Origin of the sequence: Prosthecobacter sp. (assembly GCF_014879935.1) — a bacterium.
GTDB lineage: Bacteria > Verrucomicrobiota > Verrucomicrobiia > Verrucomicrobiales > Verrucomicrobiaceae > Prosthecobacter.
Genome location: NZ_JACSRD010000169.1, coordinates 1 through 22,023, shown reverse-complemented (window position 1 = coordinate 22,023; position 22,023 = coordinate 1). Strand labels below are relative to the sequence as shown.

The following is a 22,023-nucleotide window of genomic DNA, read 5'->3' as shown; positions in this document are numbered from 1 at the left end:
CTTGCCCTGACTTCTCTGCATCTGTTACAGCGATCTTTTCTCCCTTGAGCCGCTTCGCTACTGCTCCAGCGCTGCCTGTGCGCCTGGCCTAAGCTCATTCCAGAAACAAAAACTCCGTGGAGGCGAGCAGTACATGGGCGAGGTCGGCGAGGGCTTTTTCGCGATCATCGTTGGCGGTGTTGATGAAATCATTCGCACGCTTGGCAGCGGTAGCACTCGGTCCACGTCCGAGGATGGCTTCATGCAGCCAGGTCACGGGGTCGGCTTGCGCGTAGGCTTGTTGAGCGAGTGTGGCTCCCTGTTTTTGCAGGAAGGGGCTGTTGAGCAAATAGAGTGCCTGCGTCGGCACGGTGGTCAGCGGACGATCACCGGCGGTCATTTCGGGATTCGCGGCGTCGAAGATTTCAAGATCGGGCGCGAGGTTGTTGCGGGCGATGGGCAGATAGACGCTGCGATGGGTGAAGCCGTCGAGCTTCATCAAATCATCGAGATCTTCGCCGTAAGTGAGCGCTGTGGCCTTTGCTTGCTCGCTTTTCAGCTCGCCAGTGAGTTGAAGCAGGCTGTCGCGGATTTCTTCGGCAGTCAGGCGGCGATACGAATGACGCGCGAAAAGTTTGTTTTCAGGATCGGCGCTCACGCGTTGCGATTTGCCCTCGGCGGCGAGTTGATAGGTGCGGCTAAGCACCATCTCGCGGATCAGTGCTTTGATCGATCCGCCGCTGGCGCGGAATTTCGCGGCGAGGTGATCGAGCAGCGCGGGATGCGTGGGTTTTTCGCCCTGCACGCCGAAGTTATCGACCGTGCTGACGATGCCGCGGCCAAAAAGCTGCGCCCACAGGCGGTTCACGATCACGCGGTCGAGCAGCGCGTTGTCCTTGCTCGTGAGCCAGTTCGCGAGTTGCAGACGGCCGCTTGATCCGGCGGGAATTTTCGGCGCGGGGCCTTTGTGGAGCACGCTGAGGAAATTGCGCGGCACCTTGGGGCCGAGCTGCGTCACCTCGCCGCGCACGCGCAGATTCACATCGCCCGAGTCGGCGAAATCACGCGGCGTCATCGCCAGCTCGGCATCCTTGAGCGCGTCGATCTGCTTCGTCAGTTCCTTCGTGAGCGAGGCGCTGTCCATCATCAGCAGCGGATCGCCAGTGGTGCTGCCGTTTGCCATCGCGAGCGCCATGGATTCTCGCTCGATGTCCTTTTCGGAGATGAACTGCACCGCATCGACGATGACGTGATCCTTCGTGCCCTGCGTGCCGATGATCACGTTGACGCGCCCGCCTTTTTCGAAGTGGAAACGCCCGATCGGCTCAAACAGGCCGCCGATGCTCGGTTTCTTGGTTTGATCAAAGATGATCTCATGCACGCCATCGAAGGCTTCGACGGCGATGGGCACGCGCTTGTCGCAGTTACCCTTCGCCGGATAGGCGAGGCGCACCTCGTAAACGCCAGTCTCCGGCAAAGCCCCGCGAAACACGGCCTTCTTGATGCCCTGGCCCTGCTTGTCGTTGCGGATGTAGAAGTCGCCGAAACGGTTCTTGGACAGGTTTGACTGCTTCCAATCGCCAATCAGCTCCGCGGCGGATTCGTCGTAGATCACCCCCGCGAGCGGCAGCTTGTTGAGCGTCTTTTTGCCGCCGACGGTCTCCATGAAATCGCGCTCCACTTTGAGCCGCATGGCGAGCTCGAGCCGCGCGATACGCGTTTTCAGCTCGGCGTAAGCGGGCCCGGGCTGCGGCAGCGCCTGCTCCACCCAGCTCGCGACGTTCACGCAGCCGTTCCGCGTGCCCATGACGATCTCCGTGCTGCGCATGAAGCCGGCGAGCGCGTAGTAGCCGCGCTGCGAGACGGGATCGAACTTGTGGTCGTGGCAGCGTGCGCAGCCGAGCGACAGGCCGAGCATGGATTTGCCGATGGTGTCGAGCTGCTCGTCCACCGTGTCGAGATGGAGCTTCTCCTTGTCGCGCTCCGTGAGCATTTTCGGTCCCAGCGCGAGGAAAGTCGGCGCGATCATGCGCTCACGTCGCTGCGCGTCGTTTTTCGACGGCATCAGGTCGCCGGCGATCTGCTCGCGAATGAAGTCGTAGTAGGATTTGTCGCGGTTGAAGGCGTCGATGACGTAGTTCCGGTAACGCCAGGCCTGGAAGAAGGTGTAGTTCCGATCTCCGCCGTTCGAGTCGGCATAGCGTGCGAGATCCAGCCAATGCCGGCCCCATTTTTCGCCGAAGGCGGGGCTTTGCAGCAAACGCTCCACATAGTCAGTCACGTCACTGAGGCCACTCTGGTCAGGCGGAAGCCCCGTGAGATCGTAGCTGAGGCGGCGCTTCAACGTGCGCAGATCGGCATCGGCGGCCGGTTGGAGGCCCTTCGCCTCGATCTCGGCCAAAATGAAGGCGTCGATGTCATTGCGCGGCCACGCTTTGTCTTTCACGGCGGGAATCGCAGCCTTCTGAAGCGGACGATAAGCCCAGCCTTGGCGTGCGGATTCGATGTCGATGCTTTTGGCCGGTTTCGCGGTGGCCAGCCCCTCTGTGCGCGGATCAGGCGCGCCCATTTGGATCCACTGCTCCAGCGTCGCGATGTCCTCCGGCGGCAATTTCGACTTCGGCGGCATCTGCAGGTCTTCATCCTCGTAGCGCACGCTGTGGAGGAGAAGGCTCTTCGCGGGCTGGCCGGGCACGAGCGCGGGCCCGGCGTCGCCGCCCTTCTGCCAGCCCTCTTTGCGATCCAGCAGCAGCCCGCCCTTCACCTTTCCCTCCTGCGAGTGGCATTCGTAGCAATGCTTCACCAGCAGCGGCCGCACCTTGCTCTCAAAGAACGCCACGCCATCCGCCGCCGAGGCGGATGCGGAGAGCAGAAGAGCGATGGGCAGAAGGCGACGCACGGGTTGGAAAGGCAGGATCGGAGGAGTGTTGGACAAGAAAAGATCGAGTCGGCGGCCCGGTTCTTTCCGGGGCATCCGAACGGTTTCCGTCGCCAATCAAGGCTGTTTCACCGGCACAACTTTGGACTGCAGGTGCTGGAGGGCGTCCTGGATGCCTTTGCCGACGAGGCCCGCGAAGCTGACGGAGGAAACGTCGGCCGGGATGTCGAAGGTGACCTCCTTGAGGCCTTCGCCGCTGGCTTTGACCTCAATGCGGTGGATGCGGACGTTTTTGCCGTTCTTCAGTGTCACTTGGACGGGTTTTTCGCCCAGCTCGGCCGGGAAGTGGTGATGGAGCTTCACGACGGCTTTCTGTCCTGCGATGACGGCCTTTGGGATCTCCAGTTCGATGAGCGCTTTTTGCTCGCCAGCCGTTTTCATGGCGTTGTTGGCGGCTTTGCGGTCCTTGCGGTTCGTTTGCCCTGCTTCCAGCTTCTTCATGAAGGTCTCACGAAACGCCGCGTCATCGCGTTTACGGAAGACTTCGAGCAGCGGGTCGTTCGTTTTGACCATCCAGTCCTCCAGCGCCTTTTCGAGCATGGCCACCTGCGCGGCGTTCTCTGGCTTGGCGATGAGATTGGTCAGCGCATCGGGATCGTAACGCACTTCATAAGCCTCTTCGGGCACTCGATGATCGAAGAGATCGATGCGGGCGGCGATCTGCGCGTTCGTTTTCGCCAGCACACGCATCTGGCGGCAGGTGGACGTGCCGGCGGTGGCTCCGCTCATCACGCGCGTGCCGTTGGACCAAGGGCTGAAGACGTACAGCCAGTCCTTGGTCTGCACGGCACGCATCGGTGTGTTCTGGCCGCCGGCGTTCTCGTTGTGCTCCTTGAAGACCATCGTGCGGCCCGGCTGTTTTTCGCCTTTGAGCACGGCGGCGAAGGATTTGCCGTCGAAACCGCCCGGCTGTGTGACTTGCAGCATGTCGAGCATGGTGGGCAGCAGATCGACCGTGGAGATCATGTGCTCGTCATCGACGGCGCCGGCCTTGGTGATGCCTGGCCAGCGGATCATGAGGGGCGTGCGGCTGCTGTGGTGGTAGAGCTGGGTTTTGGCAAAGGGCAGCGGCATGCCGTGATCGGAGAGGAAGACGATGACCGTGTGGTCCTCCTGCCCGGAGGTTTTCAGCGACTCAAGAATCGCGCCCACGGCGTCATCGGCACGGCGGACGCTGCTGTAGTAGTGAGCGAGTTCTTTGCGAATGACGGGATCGTCGTGCAGGAAGCCGGGAATGGGCACTTCCTCGGGTGTGAAGACTTTGCTAGGGACGTTGTCGTCCGGAATGGTCTGCCCCTTGTTTCCCTCGGCGTAGAAGGGCTTGTGCGGATCGGCGATGTTCAGCAGCAGGCAGAAGGGCTTTCCGGCCTGTTTCGCTGCCTCGATGCCCCGGGTGGCCGCCGCACCCCAGGAAGCGGCGTTTTTCACGTCGTCGCGTTTTTCACCGAGCACGAGGTCCCACGGAAAGGGCGAGTAGGGCGTGGAATGCTCCACTTTGTGCCGGATGCCGGTGAAATAGCCCGCTTCCTTCACCAGGTCGCCGAGCACGGGATAGTCCTTCTCCTGCTTCTCCATGGCACGGAAGCCCTCGATGCGGTTGTTGTGCGGGTATTTGCCGCTCCACATCACGTTGCGCGAGGGCATGCAGTTGCCGACGACGACATGCGCGTGGTTGAAGCGCAACGACTGCGCTGCGAGGCGGTCCATGTTCGGGGTCGTGCCCTTCAGCCTGCAGCCGTAAACACCGACGGAGTCGCAGCTCATGTCATCGGTGGTGATGATGAGGAGATTTAGCTTCCCATCCTTCGCTGAAGCCACTGAGGGCAAGGCTGCGAAGAGCGGAGGGCAAAGGGCGAAGAGGAAGAACAGGACGCGCGTCATGGCCGTGCTGAAACGATGCCCCTGTGGCCGGATTTCAGGGAAGAATCGCGAAGGTGCGGGCGGCAGAATCCGACGCGGCCCAAAAACGCCTTCCTGAAAGCCTGGAGACGCTTGCGGTGGCGGGTCATGTTGCTCTGTTTGACCGAGGCTTGCGGGATTCCACCCCGCAGGCACGGATTCTCAGCCAATCATGAAACCATTCATCCTTCTCATGTGCCTGTGCGCGATGTCCTTCCTGTGGGCGGCGGGTTCGAGCTCGTCCCAGTCGTCCTTCGGGGGAGATGGCTCCTCCGCCGCCCCGGTGGACCCGAACCCGAAACTGCTGCGCATCACGGCCACTGTGGACGGCAGCGGACGCTTGGCGTTCACATTGGAAGGCGGCCGCTATCATCGGAAATACTGGGATCCGCCGTCAGACATGACGATCGACGGAGTCCCATGGACGGACTTGTCCAAACCACCGCCGGGATGGGAGGCCCTTACGGAAGGACTCGATCTGACGCGGGCGCGGATCGTGAAACGCGAAGGTCGTGATTTGATCGCGTTGGAGCTGACGGATCAGGGATTCGACCTTTATCTTTGCGACACACCCAACGGAGCCGCTGCCTACGAAGTGACCGTTGCCATTCCGCACCGGTTGTGATGGTTACTTCACGACCTTCGCGGTTGTGCTCACCATCGCATCGCGATCGTCGGTGATGGTGATGAACCAGGTATTCGCGTTTGCGGGTGGCTTTGGCGCGAACACGCGACTGGTTTGTCGGATGAGCTCACCGGAGACCAAGGATTTGGTCGAAAATTTTGCCGCTACGGTTTTCCATTCGCGTTTCGAGCGCAGGCCGGTGTCGGTGGTGTAATTCAGCTCGGCTTTTTTCAAGCCAGTTGCGGATTCGCAGGTGACCTCGACTTGATCGCCTTTCATGACGGGCGTGCCGGGAGTCGGCAGCGGCTTCCCACCACGGCATTTGGAATCGATGAAGATCCCGATCTCCTGCGGCGCCCAGCCTGGGGGATGGCCGTGGGGCATCTTCACCTGGATGCGGATGTTTTTCTCGCCGGGGACGGCGTTGTAGCTCTTCATGTAGCTATCGAGGACGTAATGGACGTCGTTGGTGCCGTTGACGAACAGGATCGGCACGCGGCAGCGTGGCAGCAGGCTGCCGGGATCGTATTCCTTCACCCACAAGGCGCGATGCTCGGCGTCCAGCTTGTCGATGCTGGGCTTTTGCACGGATTCGCCTTCATGGAGGAAGCCGCAGCCGTAAACCGGCACGGCGGCCTTGAAGCGATCATCGAGCGAGGCGACGAGGCAGGTCGTGTAACCACCCCAACTGATGCCAGTGACGGCGGTGTGCTCCGCATCGACCTCCGGGAAACTGCGCAGTAGCGAATGCGCGCGCATCACGCTCGCCGCGGCATGGAAAGGCCAGTCGTCGCTGGTGTCAGGGGTGAGGATGCAGTCGAACTTTTCGACATGTCCGTGCGGCGGGCCGCCGTTCGGCAGGCGTGTGCGTTCGCCACGATGACCGTTGCCGATTGCCATGCCGGTCTTCGGATCGAACTCGGGATCGGGCGGACGTGAGCCGTTCAAATCCATCGCGATGGCTGCGTAGCCGCGTTTTGCCCAGAGATGCACCCAATCCGCGAAGGCGGTGCCGCCGCCGCCGTGAATGAGCACCACGCCGGGGAACTTGGTGCCCGCCTTGGCCTCGCCAATCGTGATGGGTGACGCATAAAACGCGAAGACATCCGTGTCGTGGCCTTGATACTTCTCCCCGGCGTAGGTGAGCGAATGAATCGGCTGGTCCTGACGCACCCACTTCATCGCAGGCACGTTTTTCTTCAACGCATCGAGATCCCAGGGGCCGACGGATTCAGCGAAGAGGGAAGGGCAGAGAGAGAGGAGACTGGCGACAATGAAAAACCTCATGGCGGGCATGTAACGCCGCCATGAGGTCGAATCCGAGCCGAAATTCGTGGGACCGTTATTTTTTGGGACGGCCGAGCACGTCGTCCTTCGTCGTCAGGGCGATGGCGACGACCTGGTCGATGAGTTCCTGTTTCACTTTGAAGTCCTTCAAGGTGCCGACCAGGTTCTCTGCGATGGCATTGAAGTGCTCCTCGGTCAGGCCCATGCCGTCGTGCGCCTTGCGCATGTCCTTGCCGGTCCAGGGAAGCGGACCGCCGAACGCGAAGGAGAGGAATTCCTTCTGCTTCCGGCGCTGCTTGTCCATGCTCACGTCGGCAAAGAAATCCTTCACGCGGTTGTCGGCCAGCACCTTGACGTAGAAGGCGTCCACCACGGCGTCAATGGCCGCCTTGCCGCCGAGTTTTTGATACAGGCTGTCTTCGCGGGCCTTGAGCCATTTGGTTTTGCAGGCTTCCTTCGCAAAGGCCCACTTCAATCCTTCATAGTCGGCCGTGATGGCAGGATCGACCGGCTTTCCCGTGACAGGGCAAACGCTGTTGGGGGCGGATTCAGTGGCGACGGAGGCCGGATCGGCGGCGAGCGCGGCGTTCACGAGGAGCGTCATCACGGCTGTGATGGTGGCGATGGAGGAGAGGATCAATTTCATGGTTGAGACCTCTACATAAGTTGCATCAGCGATGCATCAATGCACCGATCTTGCGAGCTGCTGTGCCGTCGTTGCGCGGCCAATCGGTGCGCAGTGGCCGACAGGAAGCGTGCAATGACAAGTGTCCGCATTGTTGCATCGTGGGTGCATGTTTGAACCCAAACCTGACATCCAAGGCCGCGCCGAGATCGAGACGCTGGTGAACGCCTTTTACGAACGTGTGCGTGGCGACGAGCTGCTCGGCTTCATCTTCGACCGTGTCGCGCAGACCAACTGGACCACGCATCTGCCGAAGATGTATGCCTTCTGGGAGACGGTGCTCTTCCGCAGCGGCGGCTACACAGGCAATCCGCTGGCCGCGCATGCGAAGCTGGTGCCGCAGACGGCGATGGGGCGCGAGCAATTCGACCGCTGGCTGATGCTGTTTCGAGCGACGGTGGATGATCTGTTTGCTGGCGAGCATGCCGAGCACATCAAGAACTGCGCCGCTGACATGGCGAACGTGATTCACGCCCGCATCAACCAGGTGGCTGATCCGCGATTTGATCCCGCCAGTCTCACGCCCGAACAGCGGGAGCGCTATGCGCGTTACAAAGCCTCCGCCGCATGAGCTTTCCCGCCTGCAAACACAAGAAGCACAAAGCCAGAGGCCCGCGCAAAACCGGGCTGTGCTGGCTGGCGTCGGAGCCCTATCGCGTGTTCTTCGCCAGCGGAGCGGTCTGGAGCCTCATCGGCGTGTCGTTGTGGCCGTTGTTTTATGCCCAGAAGCTTGGCTTCTACCCGAATTTCGTCCACGCACGCCTGATGATCGAGGCGTTCGGCGGTGCGTTTGTCGTCGGCTTCCTCGGAACGGCCGGCCCGCGCATGGCGACGGCACCGAAACTCACACCACTGGAGTTGTTCTGGCTCTTGGCACTCCATCTGGGCTGCGGTGTCAGTCATCTCACGCTGCATCTCGCGTGGGGAGATGCGTTCTTCATCGCGCTGCTGGTGTCGTTGATGCTCAGCCTGATCATCCGCATCGTTCGTTTCCGCAAGGAGGCGCCGCCGCCGCAGATGCTGCTCGCGCTCACCGGAATGGCCTGCGGAGTGGCGGGAGCTCTGCTGCAATCGGCGGTGACGACGCCCGAACGCCTGCGGCTGGCGAATCTGCTGCTCTACCAGGGGCTGCTGCTGCCGCCGGTGCTTGGGATCGGCTCCTTTGTGTTTCCGCGCATGCTCGGGGGTGACTTTGGCGATCCAAGAACCGCTGCGCAGAGCAGGGCGAAGCTCATTCGCGCCATCGCCGCCGCCATGTTGTTGGTGGGCAGTTTTTTCCTCGAAGCCTCCGGTCAAGTCATCGCGGGTTATGCGCTACGTTCGCTCGTGGCGCTGGCTTATCTGCTCATCGAGGTGCGTTGGAGGCCACAGCAGGCCGGATCGCTGACCACGGGGCTGTTCTGGGCGCTCGGCACCGGATTTTCCGGCCTGGTGCTCGCAGGGTTCTTTTACCCGCAGCACATCAGTATCGAGCATCTGCTCTACATTGGCGGATTTGGGATGCTGATGCTGATCGTGGGCTCGCGCGTGCTGTTTGGGCACAGCGGCGACCTGGACGGCTTCTTCGTGAGATCGAAGTGGGTGCGGTTTCTCGTCTTCCTCGGCATCCTGGCCGCTCTGACGCGTGCCACGCCCGCGTGGGTGCCATCGACGACCCTTTCCCATCACATCTACGCGGCGTGGACCTGGGGTCTGCTGTCGCTTCTGTGGCTGCTGTGGCACCGAAAACGGTTTGTGAAGCGGGATGAGGAGCCTTGAGACGCTCCGTCCAGAAACGAACAATGGCCGGGGCTTCGAGACCCCGGCCATCGCGTTGATTTGAATCCGACCGGGAAAGCGCCGGATTACTTCAGCTCGGCGGTGACGACCTTCTTGCCTTCAATCTTGAGGCCTTCGACCTTGCTGAATTTCGAAGCGGCGTCGGCCATGCTCAGGCCGTTGTCGCCAGTCTCCATGATCTCCGCAAAGGCTTCCGCATTGTCCATGAGCTTGTCGAACTGGATGTCCAGGTAGCTGATCGTGCCATCGTTCGCGTGAGTGGCGTCGGTGCTGCCGATGCCGCCCGCGCCCTTCACTTCCACGGAGAGGCGCATGCCGGCGAACATCGGGCGCATCATCGCCATCTGGGCCTTCATCTGCGCGATTTCAGCGGCGCCCTTCTTTGGCTTGTTGGGATCGGCCTCCTTCCTCTTGTCGGCCTCCGGATTGGTGATCGTCAGCGTGGAGCCGCTCAGGGCGAAGGTCATCGGCTCGGTCTTGGAGGGCTTGCCCTCCTGCTCCGGCTCGAAGGGCACGTACTTCAGCTTCGAAATGTCCGCGACGGCGAAAACGACCTTCGTTCCAGTCTTGCCATCGGGGGATTTGACCTCTTCGAGAGATTTCAGAGTCACGCCCTCGCCGAGCTTCTTCGCACGTGCCTCGGCCTTCTCCTTGTCCATCACCAGACCCTTGAGCTGGTCGGCCTGACCACCGCCTGCGGCAGCCATGGCGGCGAGCTGGGCGCTGAGCAGCATCGATTCTTCGATGGTGGCGGTGCCATCCTTGTTCGCGATGACGGTGGATTTGATTTCAAGGCAGGAGGTCAGCGCAAAGGAGGCCGCTGCGAGGAGCAAAAGATGGAGTTTTTTCATGAGGGCCGGAGCTTAAGGTGGCCCTGCCGCCACAAACAAGGAGAAAGCTGTCTTAAAAGTGCAACGGAGCACGCAGGATCGGGGAACTGACGATGGCGCTTGCCAAACGGCTCCAGTTCTGAAACAAATCGGGCCATGGACTCGCATGAAGTCATCAGCAAGGCCGTCGAACGCACCAGCTTCAAAGAAGTGGCCGCGCAGATGGGTGTCTCACTCTCGCTCGCCTACAAGTGGTCGCAGCCGGACGAACTGCAGGGCAGCGGCACCGCGAATCCCCTGGATCGCGTGCGGCAGCTCTTCGAGATCACGCGTGATCCGCAGCTCATCCAGTGGCTCTGCCACAAGGCGAATGGCGTTTTCGTGCAGAACCCCGTCGGCGGCGGTCCGCGTGGCATGGAGCTGATGCCCGCCACGCAGGAGATCGTGCAGCAGTTCGCCGATCTGCTCACCGCCATCAGCAAATCCGCCGCGGACAACCGCATCACGGCGGATGAGGCCGAGCACATTCGCAAGGTGTGGGACGAACTGAAACGCTTCACCGAAGGCTTCGTGCGCCTGTGCGAAAAGGGTGACTTTGCCCACCTCGCCGAAGAGATCCGCACTCACCAGCCGAGGAAATAGCCGCCGATGTCAGCCTCCGGCCCGCTGCTCATCCGCCACGAAGGCCACACGCCGCGTGAGCGCAGCACCTGCGGCTGGCGCGACCGTCTAATCAGCCGCGAGGATGCCGAATCGAACCCCGCCGCCTGGGCACACGCCGTGGACATCGATGGTGCGAAGCTGCACTACCACAAGCGCTCCACGGAGCTCTACTACGTTCTCGAAGGTGGCGGCTCCGTCATGCTCGACGGCGTCGAACAACCCGTGAGCAAAGGCTCCCTCGTCCACATCCCGCCCGGCGTCGTCCACGGCGCTCGAGGGAAAATGCGCGTCCTCGTCGTCGGCATCCCGGACATCGCGGAGGATGACTATTTTGAGGTGGAACTGGCCTGATCAGCGAACGGCGTGACCAATCAAAGGTTTCCTGTCAAGCGCACGGCCTGCATATAGGCAGGTCTGCCCATGTCTAAACGAACACTTCATGGATAAATAACGATTCACCCGGGATTCGGCCTGTGGAATTTGCTTGCCTCGTTCAGGGTAAATTCAGTAAACAGGCGCGGAAATTAGTTTCACGATCTCACCGCCATGAACCATTTTCGCTCCTGGTCCCGCCGTGCTTGGGTTTTGCATGGTTATCTGATCGCCACTCTCGCCCTGGTGCCGCTTCAGCCCGTCAACTCGACTTGGACGGACGGGGATGCCGATGGCAGTAACGAGACCTGGACGACCTCCGAAGGAGTCAGCTATTCGCTGTCGCAGCTCGATGCCATCGACATCGATGTTGATCACGACGGGGCTTACAATGAGGAAGAACTCGCAGCAGGCTCCGACCCGTTCCTGTATGACACCGATGACGACGGGTTGAATGATGGTGACGAGATTCATCTGGCCAATCAGCAGAACGGTCACGGTTATTCGCTGACGAACTGGGACAGCAACGGGGATGGCGTCAGCGACCACGATGACTTCTACGGCTGCTTCAGCGTGACTTACCCGAATGGTGAGCTGCCGGGATTCAGCGGAGCAAAGTACTTCGACTACGATGGAGACGGCATCAAAAATCCTTTAGACCTCTATCCTGCCGATCCCCTCAACAATGATGCCGACGGCGATGGCATCGATGACAGCACCGATCCCGCCCCCGGTGATCCTTACAACACCAGCTCAGCGAATGGACAGCAGTGGGGCAGCAGCGCCCTGGGTGATGACGACTACGATTCGATCCTCAATTTCTATGACGCCTGGCCCTCCGACAGCGCCAACGGCAACAACGATTCCGATGGCGATGGTTATGACAACGGCTCCGATCCATTTCCATCCGACTACTCCAACTTCAGCTCCGCCAATGCCATCTACTGGTATGGCGACCTCTTCGGAGACAGCGACAGTGATGGCGTGCCGAACTACAACGATTCGTGGCCATACGACTCCAGTAACGGGTCAAGCAACACGTCCAACGATGACGATGGCGACGGCATCACCAACGACCTCGACCCAGCACCTTCCGACTACGACAACAACAGCCCCCACAACAACACGGCATGGTCCTGGTATCCCCTGGAAGATGCGGACAACGACGGACAGAGCAACTTTTACGACCTGTTTCCTTACGACCAATATGACAACCAGCCCGACTTTGACGGCGACGGCTGGCCCAATGAAAGCGATCCTTTCCCGCGCGACAATTCGAACTACAGCGAGGTGAACTCCACCGCCTGGCAAACGGCCTTGTTCGAAGATCCGGACGGCGACGGTGTTCCGAACTGGCAGGACCCGTACCCCTCGGACTTTTACAACGGTGACGCCGATTACGATGACGACGGCATCGTCAATGAGAGCGATCCATTCCCGGCCGACGGAGCCAACTACAGTGAGGTCAATCAGACCAGTTGGGGGGGCAGCGTTCTCGGTGACGATGACATAGACGGCATTCTAAACTGGCAGGACCCGACCCCCTCTGGAGACGGCCCTTCCACCTCAGATTCCGATGGGGACATGATAGATGACAGCATCGATCCGGCCCCCTCCGACCAAAACAACTACAGCACCCACAACTGGCAGTCTTGGTACACCGACGTGTTTGGGGATGAGGATGGTGACGGCACTTTGAACTTCTGGGACCAATGGATCGGTGACCCCTACAATGGATACCCGCCGACCTACGACACGGATGGGGACGGTTTTTCAGATGACGTGGATCCTGCCTCGGGAGATTTCTCGAACTACAGCTCCTACAACTACACTTCCTGGTACTCGGATGCGCTGAACGACGCGGACAACGATGGCACCGCTAACTTCTTCGACTACCAGCCCTACGGCGACTCGAATGTGGACTCCGATGGCGACGGTCTCTACGACAGCAATGATCCGGCCCCAAACGACTACACGAACCACAGCTACGTCAACAACACCTGGTGGTACTCGAACGCTCTCGGCGACGATGATTCGGATACCATCATCAACTTCGAAGATCCCTATCCGTCTGGACCGCCGCCTCCTCCCGATTCGGACGGTGATGGCCTGGATGTGAATGCGGAACAGTACTGGGGAACCAGCGACAACGCTGTCGATAGCGACGGCGACGGCCTCAACGATGACGAGGAGGTGAACTGCTTTGGCACACACCCAGCCAATGCCTATTCGCGTAGCCAGTATCTGGGATGGGGAGATCGTTATACGGACTGGGAACTGGTTGATCTCACCGACAGCGACGGGGATGAAATTCCCAGCCGCATCGAACAGCACTATGGACTCAATCCAAACTGGGCAGGTGATGCATTGCTGGACCGTGACAATGATGGTACGAACAATATCAGCCAGTATCAGGCAGGCATGGCGCTGGATCTTCACCTCGACGCCTATGACTCCGACGGCGACGGCATGACGGACGTGTTCGAGGATGCGTATTCCCAGGTCTTGTCCAGGAACAATCCAGGGGATGCCGTGCTGGATGCGGACGGTGACGGCGTCCTAAACTATGAGGAGCATGCGTTGCTGATCTCGCCGATGAACATGGACACAATTCAACTGGGCGGGCTGAAGGACCTCCAGTGGTTGATGCTCAGCGTGCGTTACGCCATCGGAACCACCCCTCCTGAGACGGACGCGGATGGCAACGGCACCCCGGACTGGGCTGACGCCGTCCGCACGACTCCGACCGCACCGGATTACTACCATTTTACACGGGCTCTGGTGGAGGATCTGGATGGCGATGGCATGCCCGACGCCTGGGAGCACCAGTATGGACGTTGGAAGTATCCGTCCGGTGGTCTTGATCCGCGTCTGGCACTGGACGCCGGACGTGACCCAGACGGTGATGGCTTGTCAAACCTCACTGAGTATCGCTTTGGCACCAACCCCCTGGCTCCAGAGACCCAGCAGGGACTCAATGACCGCTCGAAATTCTACAGGAACGGGTCGCCTACGGTCACAACCGGTGGCGCATTGCTGTCCCGCTACAGGGCACAGATGGCATCAGATTTGCAGGGTGATCCCTCTTATCGTCGATTTAACTTCGGCGAAACCGGAGGCGCAGGGCCAACCGAGCCTGGGGGTGCAGGAAATCCGCCGAGTTTCACCATGTCAGTGTCGCGCTGGTATCATGATGCGATTGGTGCGTTTGTAGATGCCACTTATCAGAAGGAGCCCGAAGGCGAAAGTTGGATTCTGGACTCGTGGAATAAGTCTCTTCACCCGTGTAAATCGGTAGATTGCAGTCAATGCATCGACGGTTATAAGACATGTGTGACATGTGATGGTGTGGGAACCTTAGACTGCTACCACACTACGTCCTGCCCTCCGACCATCAAGAGTAACTGTCCTCAAGGGGTGCATGATCGCCCCTGCCCCGGTGGAGTGCATGTTATCCCATGTCCTAGCGATCGTTTACATTATTCTCAGCAGAAGAGTAAGGTTTGCGAAGAACCTGATCATGCGCACTCTATCTCAAGCTGCTATCAGCTCTTGTGTTCGGACGATGAACACGAACATGGCAGTGAGTGTTATGGGTGGCTGAACTGCACTTCACATGTGCATGACGACAGTTGTTACGATTATGCAACTATATCTTGCATGGAGGATGGTTGCCCAGCCGGACAACTCTGTGGCGAAGATTGTAGTCAGATAATTATCGGTAGTTGCCCGGGAGAAAATTGCCCCTACCGACCCAGTATCCCGTGTCCTACTTGCAATGAAACGGGTTCCAGGATGATCAATTGTCCTGACCCAGACCCTTACTCCTGCCCCGATCGCCCTGAATGTCCTGACCCTGAGTGTGAAGACGGGTCTATCAAATGTACAAACTGTAGTGGTGGGTTCAACTGTGGATGCGGCAATGCTGATTGTGAGTGCTATGGAAACGATGTGGACTGTCAATACAGAGAGAGGGACATAGATCCTGATGTCTATTGGGCTGAGGCCGGAGAATTAAGTATTACCTACAATGACGGGGCAGACACCAGCAGATGGGCAGTACTGCGAAACGGCAGTGTAGTCGGGTACTTGGGGCCAAATACCGATAGCCGGAGCGTGAGCCTCGACGAAGTGGCAGAAGAAGAAAGTGCTACAATCACTTTGGAGCCTCTCGATGATGACCCCCCTGAAGACCCTGAGAGTGGTGGCGGGGGGGCGGACGTCAGCATCAATGACTCCGCAGGTAGCCGTTATCGGAAACTCGGGCTGGACGGCTTGCCAATGGCAGATGGTAAACCACAAATGCAGGATGAGTCTGGAGAGTCGCCCGAAGAGACCTACATTGACGCCTTCACCAGGCAGTTGCGGCATTCTGTGTCGGATATCTACGCGACTGCAGATGGAGCATTGCTGCCTCTGATGATCCGCCGGGATGCGAGCTCCGAGATCTGGCAAATGAAATCTGGGCAGCGTCCTGAAGAGAAGCCAGAGTTGGCGTTTGGAGCCGCCTGGACTTCCAACGTGTGCGCGTATGTCAAATTTGAGCGTGACGTGTTCCTGGACCCTGACCCAGACGACTCGAATGCCCCGCCACGTCCCGGGAGATTGCGAGCGACCGTGGTCGATGAGCAAGGCAGCATGCAAAGCTATCTGCATGGAGCCAGCCTGCCTGCGGGGGGGGGCTCCACTCGAATGGGCTGGGCATCTCCTATGTACTTGGCCGCAACCTATGAGTCATCCGAAGCTACAGGACCTCTGTCGACGCAGACGTTTTACAATCCACAGATTTCACAAATGGGGGGCATTCAAGTGCCTGCCACCTACCCGACGATGCAGCCCTTGCCATATGTGCAGACAACCATGGTGCCGCTTTCGTTTGTCCAGTTCTCAGTCGGCGGCCTTGGGGGAAGTGGTAATGGTGCAGGACGGCATCCCTCAGTTAGCAGCATTGCGAATGAGTATTTTGCGGGGGGCGGAAACACCGGGCGTTGGGTTCACAATGGTGAGGAACTCGTCGATGCCAAAACCGCACAGAACATGTTCAACGGCTCGATGCTGGTGAAAAAATTTGGCACGACATGCTTCTATGAGCCAGCTGGCATTGAACAATTGATGCGGGCCGACCGGATAGACGCTGAATCGACCGCGTTCTCACAGGTCAGCTATGCTCGCCTGCGCGAGGTGCGCGACAGGTTGGGCAACCGGCTCTGCTATGCATACCCTGGCCCTGGGACCCTGATCCCCGAACGCATCTACGACCCTGAGCGACCAGGTCACGCAGTTCAGATTCTGCAACAGGATGGCCGCGTGAAGGCCGTGAGCGGTCCAGGGGGACAAACGGTCGAATACAGCTACTCTGGACAGACCCTGCAGTCCGTTTCGCGTGGAGGCACAGTTGTCCAGTATGCATACGACATGAACATGCAAGTCGGGGGTGAAAGCCGTTCTTTCAAACACATTGACCTGCACAGCATCACCGATGAACTAGGACGGAGCTACGTCTTCCACCGTGAATTCGACAACGGTCGAGCGGATCGTTTCCGAGGCTACCGCGCGGGAAGGCCGCGTTTGATCGCAGAAGTGACATCACCTGGAGGAAGAATCCAGCTCTCCAGCCAATGGGGGCAAACATCACCGCTGCTCGTCGGTGGCGCTCCTGCACACTCGAATACAGTGCGCACCTGCGAGGCTTACGACGGTACACTGACAACATATACCTTTGAGAACCCGGTGATTTACGATCCACGGTTTGCCTTTGCTCTCCAGGGGAACGAAGCAAACTCCATCACTGTCACCTACACCTCGATGTCCGTGACCCAGTCTAAGAACGGGGAAAATTTCGGCACGGAGACCTACACCTATAACCCGCTGGCCAGTTTTGCTCTGGCCACGGCCACCGATCGCAGCGGTCACACAACCAGCTTCACTTACGGCCCTGAAGGTTATGACGATCCGCTCACGGAAACTGATGCCCAAAGCCATGCCAAACACTTCACCTACGATCCGGCAACCCGCATCATGACCAGCATGACAGATGCCATGGGCGTGCGCACGGAATACGAGATCGACAACTCACGCACCATCACCCGGGATGGCATGACCATCGAGGTGAGGGGCCTCAAGACCGACGAACGTGTTTTCAATGCCTCCGGCCAGTTGCTGCGGCAGACCCGGTACAGTTACGATCACCCCACATTCCCCGGCCTCATCACCAAACAGTGGACCATTTCTTCAAGTGAAGAAGTCATGCCTTCCAGTGTCACCTTGACCACCCTGGGACAGCCCCAGGACGGGCAGGGAGCCAATCCAGGCTGGTGGCGTGAGGTCACCCAGACCTCCGGCACCGCCACGGGCCAGGGCGGTCTGGCTGAGGCGATCAGCACCACCACCACGATCCATGATTTCAATGGAGCCAAACGCAGCGTCATCGACGGGCGCGGTTTCATCACCAACTTCGACTACGACGAAGCCGGCCGCCTGGTCAGCGTCACCCATCCAGACGGCAGCACCAAGGGCCTCGATTACGATGCGCACGGCAATCTGGTCCAGGAGACCAATGAAAACGGTGTCAGCACGTTCCACGAGTACGATTCGCTGAACCGCCGCGTCCAGACCACCCTGGACTTGAACGGCAACGGCAGCCCCGACCCGTCCTACAATCCGGCCAGCAGCGGTCCGACTGGCTCGACCATTTCCTACGATGGCGACATCGTCACCACCACCACCTACAACCAGCGCAGCCAGGTCACCTCGCAGACCGACCCACGCGGCCTCATCACGGTGAACGACTACGATGCCGCCGGGCGTCTGATCTCGGTGAACCGGGGCGGACTGCTCACCGAATTCTTCTACGATGGCGTGAACAACGGCGGCTCGGTGTTCGACACCAGCGCCATCAAGCCCAACCGCACCATCGACCCACGCGGGGTGCAGACCTCCGTCGTCTATGACAGCCTCTACCGGCCGGTTTCCTCCACCGTCATGGCCCCCGGCATCACGGCCGTCACCCTGACCACCTACGATGCCGCCGGCAGGCCGCTCACCGTCACCGACCCGCTCGGCCGTGTCACGACGAACGTCTATGACGGCTTGGGCCAGTTGGTGGAGGTCATCGAGCCCGACACCACGGTGGACACCACCGACAACCCCAGCGTGAGGACGTTCTATACCCATCATGGGAAGCCGTGGAAGGTCATCGACCAGATGGGCCATGAAACCCGCACCCTCTACGATGCCCTCGGACGCCCCGTGCAGGTCGTTTCACCTGCGGTGGACGGCGTCTCGGCCATCACCACCAGCGAATACGACGCCGCGGGCAACGCGATCAAGGTGACCGACGCCCTCGGGCGTGAGACCGCCACGGTCTATGACGAACGCAACCGCCCGGTCGCCGTTTACGCTCCCACGGTGTGGGACGCCAACGAAGCCGAGTTCGTGCGGCCCGTCACCCAGACCGCCTATGACGCCCTGGGCCAAGTCACCCAGGTGACCGACCCCATGGGAGCGGTCACGACCAAGCACTACGACCGCGCAGGCCGTAACTGGAAGATAGAAGCCCCAGTCATCCAAGGAGCGGGGGTCTCCGACCCCCAGAAGCCCACCACGATCACCACCTTCGATCCCGGCGGCCTGGCCCTCACCGTCACCAATCCGCTCAACCAGACCGTCACCAACACCTACGACGCGTTGGGCCGCCTCATCACCACCCTGGATGCGGAAAACATCACCAACAGCTTCGGTTACGATGACGCCGGAAACCGCACCAGCGTCACCGATGGCAACGAACAGACCACCACCTTCGCCTACGACGGGCTGAACCGCCTCGTGTCGCAGCGCTTCGCCAACGGCGACGAATGGAGCTACGAATACAACGCCATCCAGAAGCTCTCGCAAACCTCGCCGCGTGGCATCGTCACCAGCTACAGCTACGACACCCGCGACCGGCTCAAGACTGTCAGCACCCAAGGAGGGGGAGTCTCCGACTCCCCACCTGCGGTCACCCGCAGCTACACCTATGACAACGCCGGGAAGCTCCTCACCGTCAGCGAAGGCAGTGCCACCACCCCGTCCGACGTCAGCTACACCTACGACGCCATGGGCCGCGTCACGGCCGAAAGCTCCCACGGCCAGACCCACTTCTACCAGTACGACCTCGCCGGGAACCGCACCCAGGCCACCTACAGCACCGGCCGGGTCGTCGAGACCACCTACGACGGGCTGAACCGGCCGCACCTCATCGCCGAAGGCGGGCGCCTGACGCGTTACGGCTACGACCTCGCCGGACGCGCCGTGGTGCTGGTGGCCGGAAACGGCCAGACCTCCCAGAACACTTACGACGCCCTCGGCAGGCTCACCGACCGCACCTTGTTCCGCACCCAGGCCATGACCGACAGCGATGTGCTCGCCGAGTTTGCATGGCATCACGACCTGCTCGGCAACGTGAAGAAGCAGGAGGAAATCTGGCCTGGGGAGCTGGGACGGGCCGCCGGGGTGCGCAGCACCACGATGGGCTATGACGACAACAACCGCCTCACCTCTGAGACGATCAGCCATCCCACCGAAGGCACGCAGAGCACCACCTACAGCTACGACGACGCCAACAACCGCGACACCAAGACCGTCACCGGAGGCGCGGAGCCGGGTCACTGGGCCTACACCTACAATGTGGCGAACCAGCTCACCGCCTGGGAACATCTGGATTACCCCGGCGGCAGCGTCCTGCGCAGCGCCAGCCTCACCTACGACGACGCCGGCAACCGCACCAGCCAGGCCGTCACGCAGGTCAGCGGCAGTTACAACCCCACCCACAACCCCCAGCCCGCCGTCAGCGGCCTCACCACCTACACCTGGGACGCCCAGGACCGCCTCGCCAGCGTGACTCTCCCCGCCTCTGTAGCGGCGGGCGTCAGCACGCCGAGCCGGACGTTCCGCTACGCCTACGACTACCGCACGCGGCGCGTGGGCACCGTGGAGCAGACACTCCTGTCTGCTGCTGAAAAACGCACCTCCATCACTTTCAGCGGCGGCTTAAGCGTCGCCGAATACGAAAGCACCGTCCCGGTCAACTCTCCGCCCTCCGCCCTTAGCTCTACGCCTACGGTGGAATACACCCGTGGCCCCGACATGGGCGGCGGCGTCGGCGGCCTTCTCTACACCTCGCGAAGCGAATCTGCCTCCGTCTCCTCCTCGCGCACGCTCCGCTACAACCTCTCCAACGGCCGAGGCGACATCGTCGCCCAATCCGACTCCTACGCCTCCCTCACCTGGACCGCCAGCTACGAAGCCTACGGCAAGCGCACCAAGGAAACGGGAACGAACCTCGACAAGCAACGGGCGAACAGCAAGGACGAAGACCCGACGGGCCTGCTGAATGAAGGGTTCCGGTATCGTGACATCGAAACCGGTGTGTGGCTGTCCCGCGACCCGGCGGGCTTTGTGGATGGCCCAAACCTCTATGCCTATGTGAAACAGAATCCTTGGACGGCTTTCGATCCCGATGGGTTGGCTGAGGTGAAGGGTTACTACAAGAACAAGGAGAGAAAAGGCGTCACCCGCCTCGAAGCTGACGAGAATGGAGCACCCCAAACCAGAGAAGGACCCAACGGTTTGGAGGTCAGAGCGAACCACTACACGGATGCAGGTGATCGGATGTTCTCATGGTTTAATGGTCCTCAAGGTGAACCAAACGATAGTGCCTGGGAGCCTGCATCAAGGTATGGGGTCAAGGCCCCAACCTCATCAGCAAAAGGAGAGTGGGGTACGAATGTTCAGCGGAATCTCAAGGCTATGGGTGAGGCTGGCAACAGTCCGGGTGTGCAGACCGCAGGCACGGTGGCTCGTGCATCTATTGAGATTTCGGCGATGTTGATGACCGGTGGCATGACTCGTATTCCATTCCGACCTGGAGCCGCAGGTGCAGAGGAAATGGTCACCTTATACCGAGGTGTTAACTCTACCCACGCGAAGTATGCCGAAGCGCTACAAGGAATCGCCACTCCAAACAAGAGCTGGTGGCAGTTCTGGAAAAGAGGGGCATCAACCTTGGAGCACAATGCTGGTCGAGGAGGAACTTTGAGTTCTCCATACACCTCTTGGAGCACCAACCCTGAGGTGGCCAAAAACTTTGCCCTTAGAACTAGCGGAGAAGGCACAGTCATTACAACGCAGGTTCCTAGATCAGCGATGATTCAAAGTCCAAACCTCAAAAGCGTCTCGCTTATGCAGGGCGGCGGCGTTGTATCAGAATCTGAGGTTTTGCTGCGCGGGACCGTTAAAGGCACTGCCGAAAGAACAACTCTTTGGTGAACTGTCCGTCATGAAATTTTACGTCACGATAGCAGAATTTGAAACGGGCATCGTCCTCCATACGGATGGGCGCAGATCACTCGACGGCATGCCGCCGAAGACTGAGTTTGAAGACCTCCACAGTGCCCTTGAGTTTGCCTCTAATCATCGAGCAGACAATCCAGACCATGAATGTGTGATCTCGGATAGCGATGGGCAAGAAGTTCAGATTTTGCGTCCTGAACTGCGTCGCCAAGCTACGAGCACGGCACCAACTAAGCCTTGGTGGAAGTTTTGGAGTTAGCAGTTTTCGGAATGGAATGTTCTTCGTCAAGCCATCACCAATCCTTCCCCAGCTCGTCGCGTGCTCCTCGGCTCCGCGCCGTTGCTAGCCATGAAGAAGCTCCGCCCGCTCCCGCCCCTGCCGCTGGGGAGTGTGCGGCTGATCGCCGCAGCTCTGCACCCGCCGAAGGGCCGCCCTTCCAGTGTGGTTCGCAAAGCTCACCAGCTCCGCACCAGCCAAGCGGTAACCACGACACAATGCGGTGTATAGTGCAGCAGGCCGCCACCCGGCCAAAGCGCCGGGACCCGGCGGCCTGCTGTGCGCTCGCAAAGCCTCGCCACTATACCCGCCATTGTGTGTAGTTACCTCGTTCCCGGTATCAGGCGGCTGCGTTCGCTG

12 protein-coding genes are annotated in these 22,023 nt (G+C 60.1%); 7 read left to right on the top strand and 5 right to left on the bottom strand.

All coding sequences use genetic code 11. The features are described 5' to 3' along the window. Positions 1-94 precede the first annotated feature (94 nt). Together IAE77_RS17160 and IAE77_RS17155 are read right to left on the bottom strand one after the other, a co-directional pair. The gene (locus IAE77_RS17160) at positions 95-2,878 is read right to left on the bottom strand and encodes a DUF1553 domain-containing protein (protein ID WP_294228938.1); all 2,784 of its coding nucleotides are present in this window, start codon (positions 2,876-2,878) and stop codon (positions 95-97) included. 96 nt (positions 2,879-2,974) lie between these two features. Beyond that, positions 2,975-4,798 (bottom strand): sulfatase, encoded by a 1,824-nt coding sequence (locus tag IAE77_RS17155; RefSeq protein ID WP_294228937.1) that lies wholly within the window; start codon positions 4,796-4,798, stop codon positions 2,975-2,977. Between the two features lie 190 nt (positions 4,799-4,988). Between IAE77_RS17155 and IAE77_RS17150 the strand changes: the two genes are divergently transcribed. Further along, positions 4,989-5,441 (top strand): hypothetical protein, encoded by a 453-nt coding sequence (locus tag IAE77_RS17150; protein WP_294228934.1) that lies wholly within the window; start codon positions 4,989-4,991, stop codon positions 5,439-5,441. A 3-nt stretch (positions 5,442-5,444) separates the two neighbouring features. Here the strand turns inward: IAE77_RS17150 and IAE77_RS17145 are convergent, their stop codons facing one another. Both IAE77_RS17145 and IAE77_RS17140 read right to left on the bottom strand, forming a co-directional pair. Further along, positions 5,445-6,728 carry a PhoPQ-activated protein PqaA family protein gene (locus IAE77_RS17145; protein ID WP_294228931.1) on the bottom strand — a complete coding sequence of 428 codons (1,284 nt, stop codon included), beginning with the start codon at positions 6,726-6,728 and terminating at the stop codon, positions 5,445-5,447. 55 nt (positions 6,729-6,783) lie between these two features. Next, entirely contained in the window at positions 6,784-7,374 is a 591-nt protein-coding gene (locus tag IAE77_RS17140) for a group 1 truncated hemoglobin (RefSeq protein WP_294228928.1), read from the bottom strand. 148 nt (positions 7,375-7,522) lie between these two features. On the opposite strand from IAE77_RS17140, the gene IAE77_RS17135 reads away from it, so the two are divergent. Both IAE77_RS17135 and IAE77_RS17130 read left to right on the top strand, forming a co-directional pair. After that, positions 7,523-7,984, top strand: coding sequence for a group III truncated hemoglobin (locus tag IAE77_RS17135; protein WP_294228924.1), 462 nt, complete (start codon positions 7,523-7,525; stop codon positions 7,982-7,984). After that, complete coding sequence (locus IAE77_RS17130; protein WP_294228920.1) at positions 7,981-9,171, top strand: NnrS family protein; 1,191 nt, start codon at positions 7,981-7,983, stop codon at positions 9,169-9,171. Before IAE77_RS17135 ends, IAE77_RS17130 begins: the two co-directional genes overlap by 4 nt. Before the next feature lie 86 nt (positions 9,172-9,257). On the opposite strand, the gene IAE77_RS17125 is transcribed toward IAE77_RS17130, so the two are convergent. Beyond that, positions 9,258-10,043 carry a hypothetical protein gene (locus IAE77_RS17125; RefSeq protein WP_294228917.1) on the bottom strand — a complete coding sequence of 262 codons (786 nt, stop codon included), beginning with the start codon at positions 10,041-10,043 and terminating at the stop codon, positions 9,258-9,260. A gap of 135 nt (positions 10,044-10,178) precedes the next feature. Here IAE77_RS17125 and IAE77_RS17120 point away from each other — a divergent pair, with 135 nt between their 5' ends. The 4 genes from IAE77_RS17120 (at position 10,179) to IAE77_RS17105 (ending at position 21,645) form a co-directional block, all read left to right on the top strand. After that, positions 10,179-10,664, top strand: a complete 486-nt coding sequence (locus tag IAE77_RS17120) for a phage regulatory CII family protein (protein WP_294228914.1) — start codon at positions 10,179-10,181, stop codon at positions 10,662-10,664. 6 nt (positions 10,665-10,670) lie between these two features. Continuing rightward, complete coding sequence (locus IAE77_RS17115; protein ID WP_294228912.1) at positions 10,671-11,036, top strand: cupin domain-containing protein; 366 nt, start codon at positions 10,671-10,673, stop codon at positions 11,034-11,036. 195 nt (positions 11,037-11,231) lie between these two features. After that, on the top strand, positions 11,232-21,362 hold the full coding sequence (locus tag IAE77_RS17110; protein ID WP_294228909.1) for an RHS repeat-associated core domain-containing protein: 10,131 nt from the start codon (positions 11,232-11,234) through the stop codon (positions 21,360-21,362). Positions 21,363-21,372: 10 nt separating this feature from the next. Next, positions 21,373-21,645, top strand: a complete 273-nt coding sequence (locus IAE77_RS17105; RefSeq protein WP_294228906.1) for a hypothetical protein — start codon at positions 21,373-21,375, stop codon at positions 21,643-21,645. Positions 21,646-22,023: the final 378 nt, after the last annotated feature.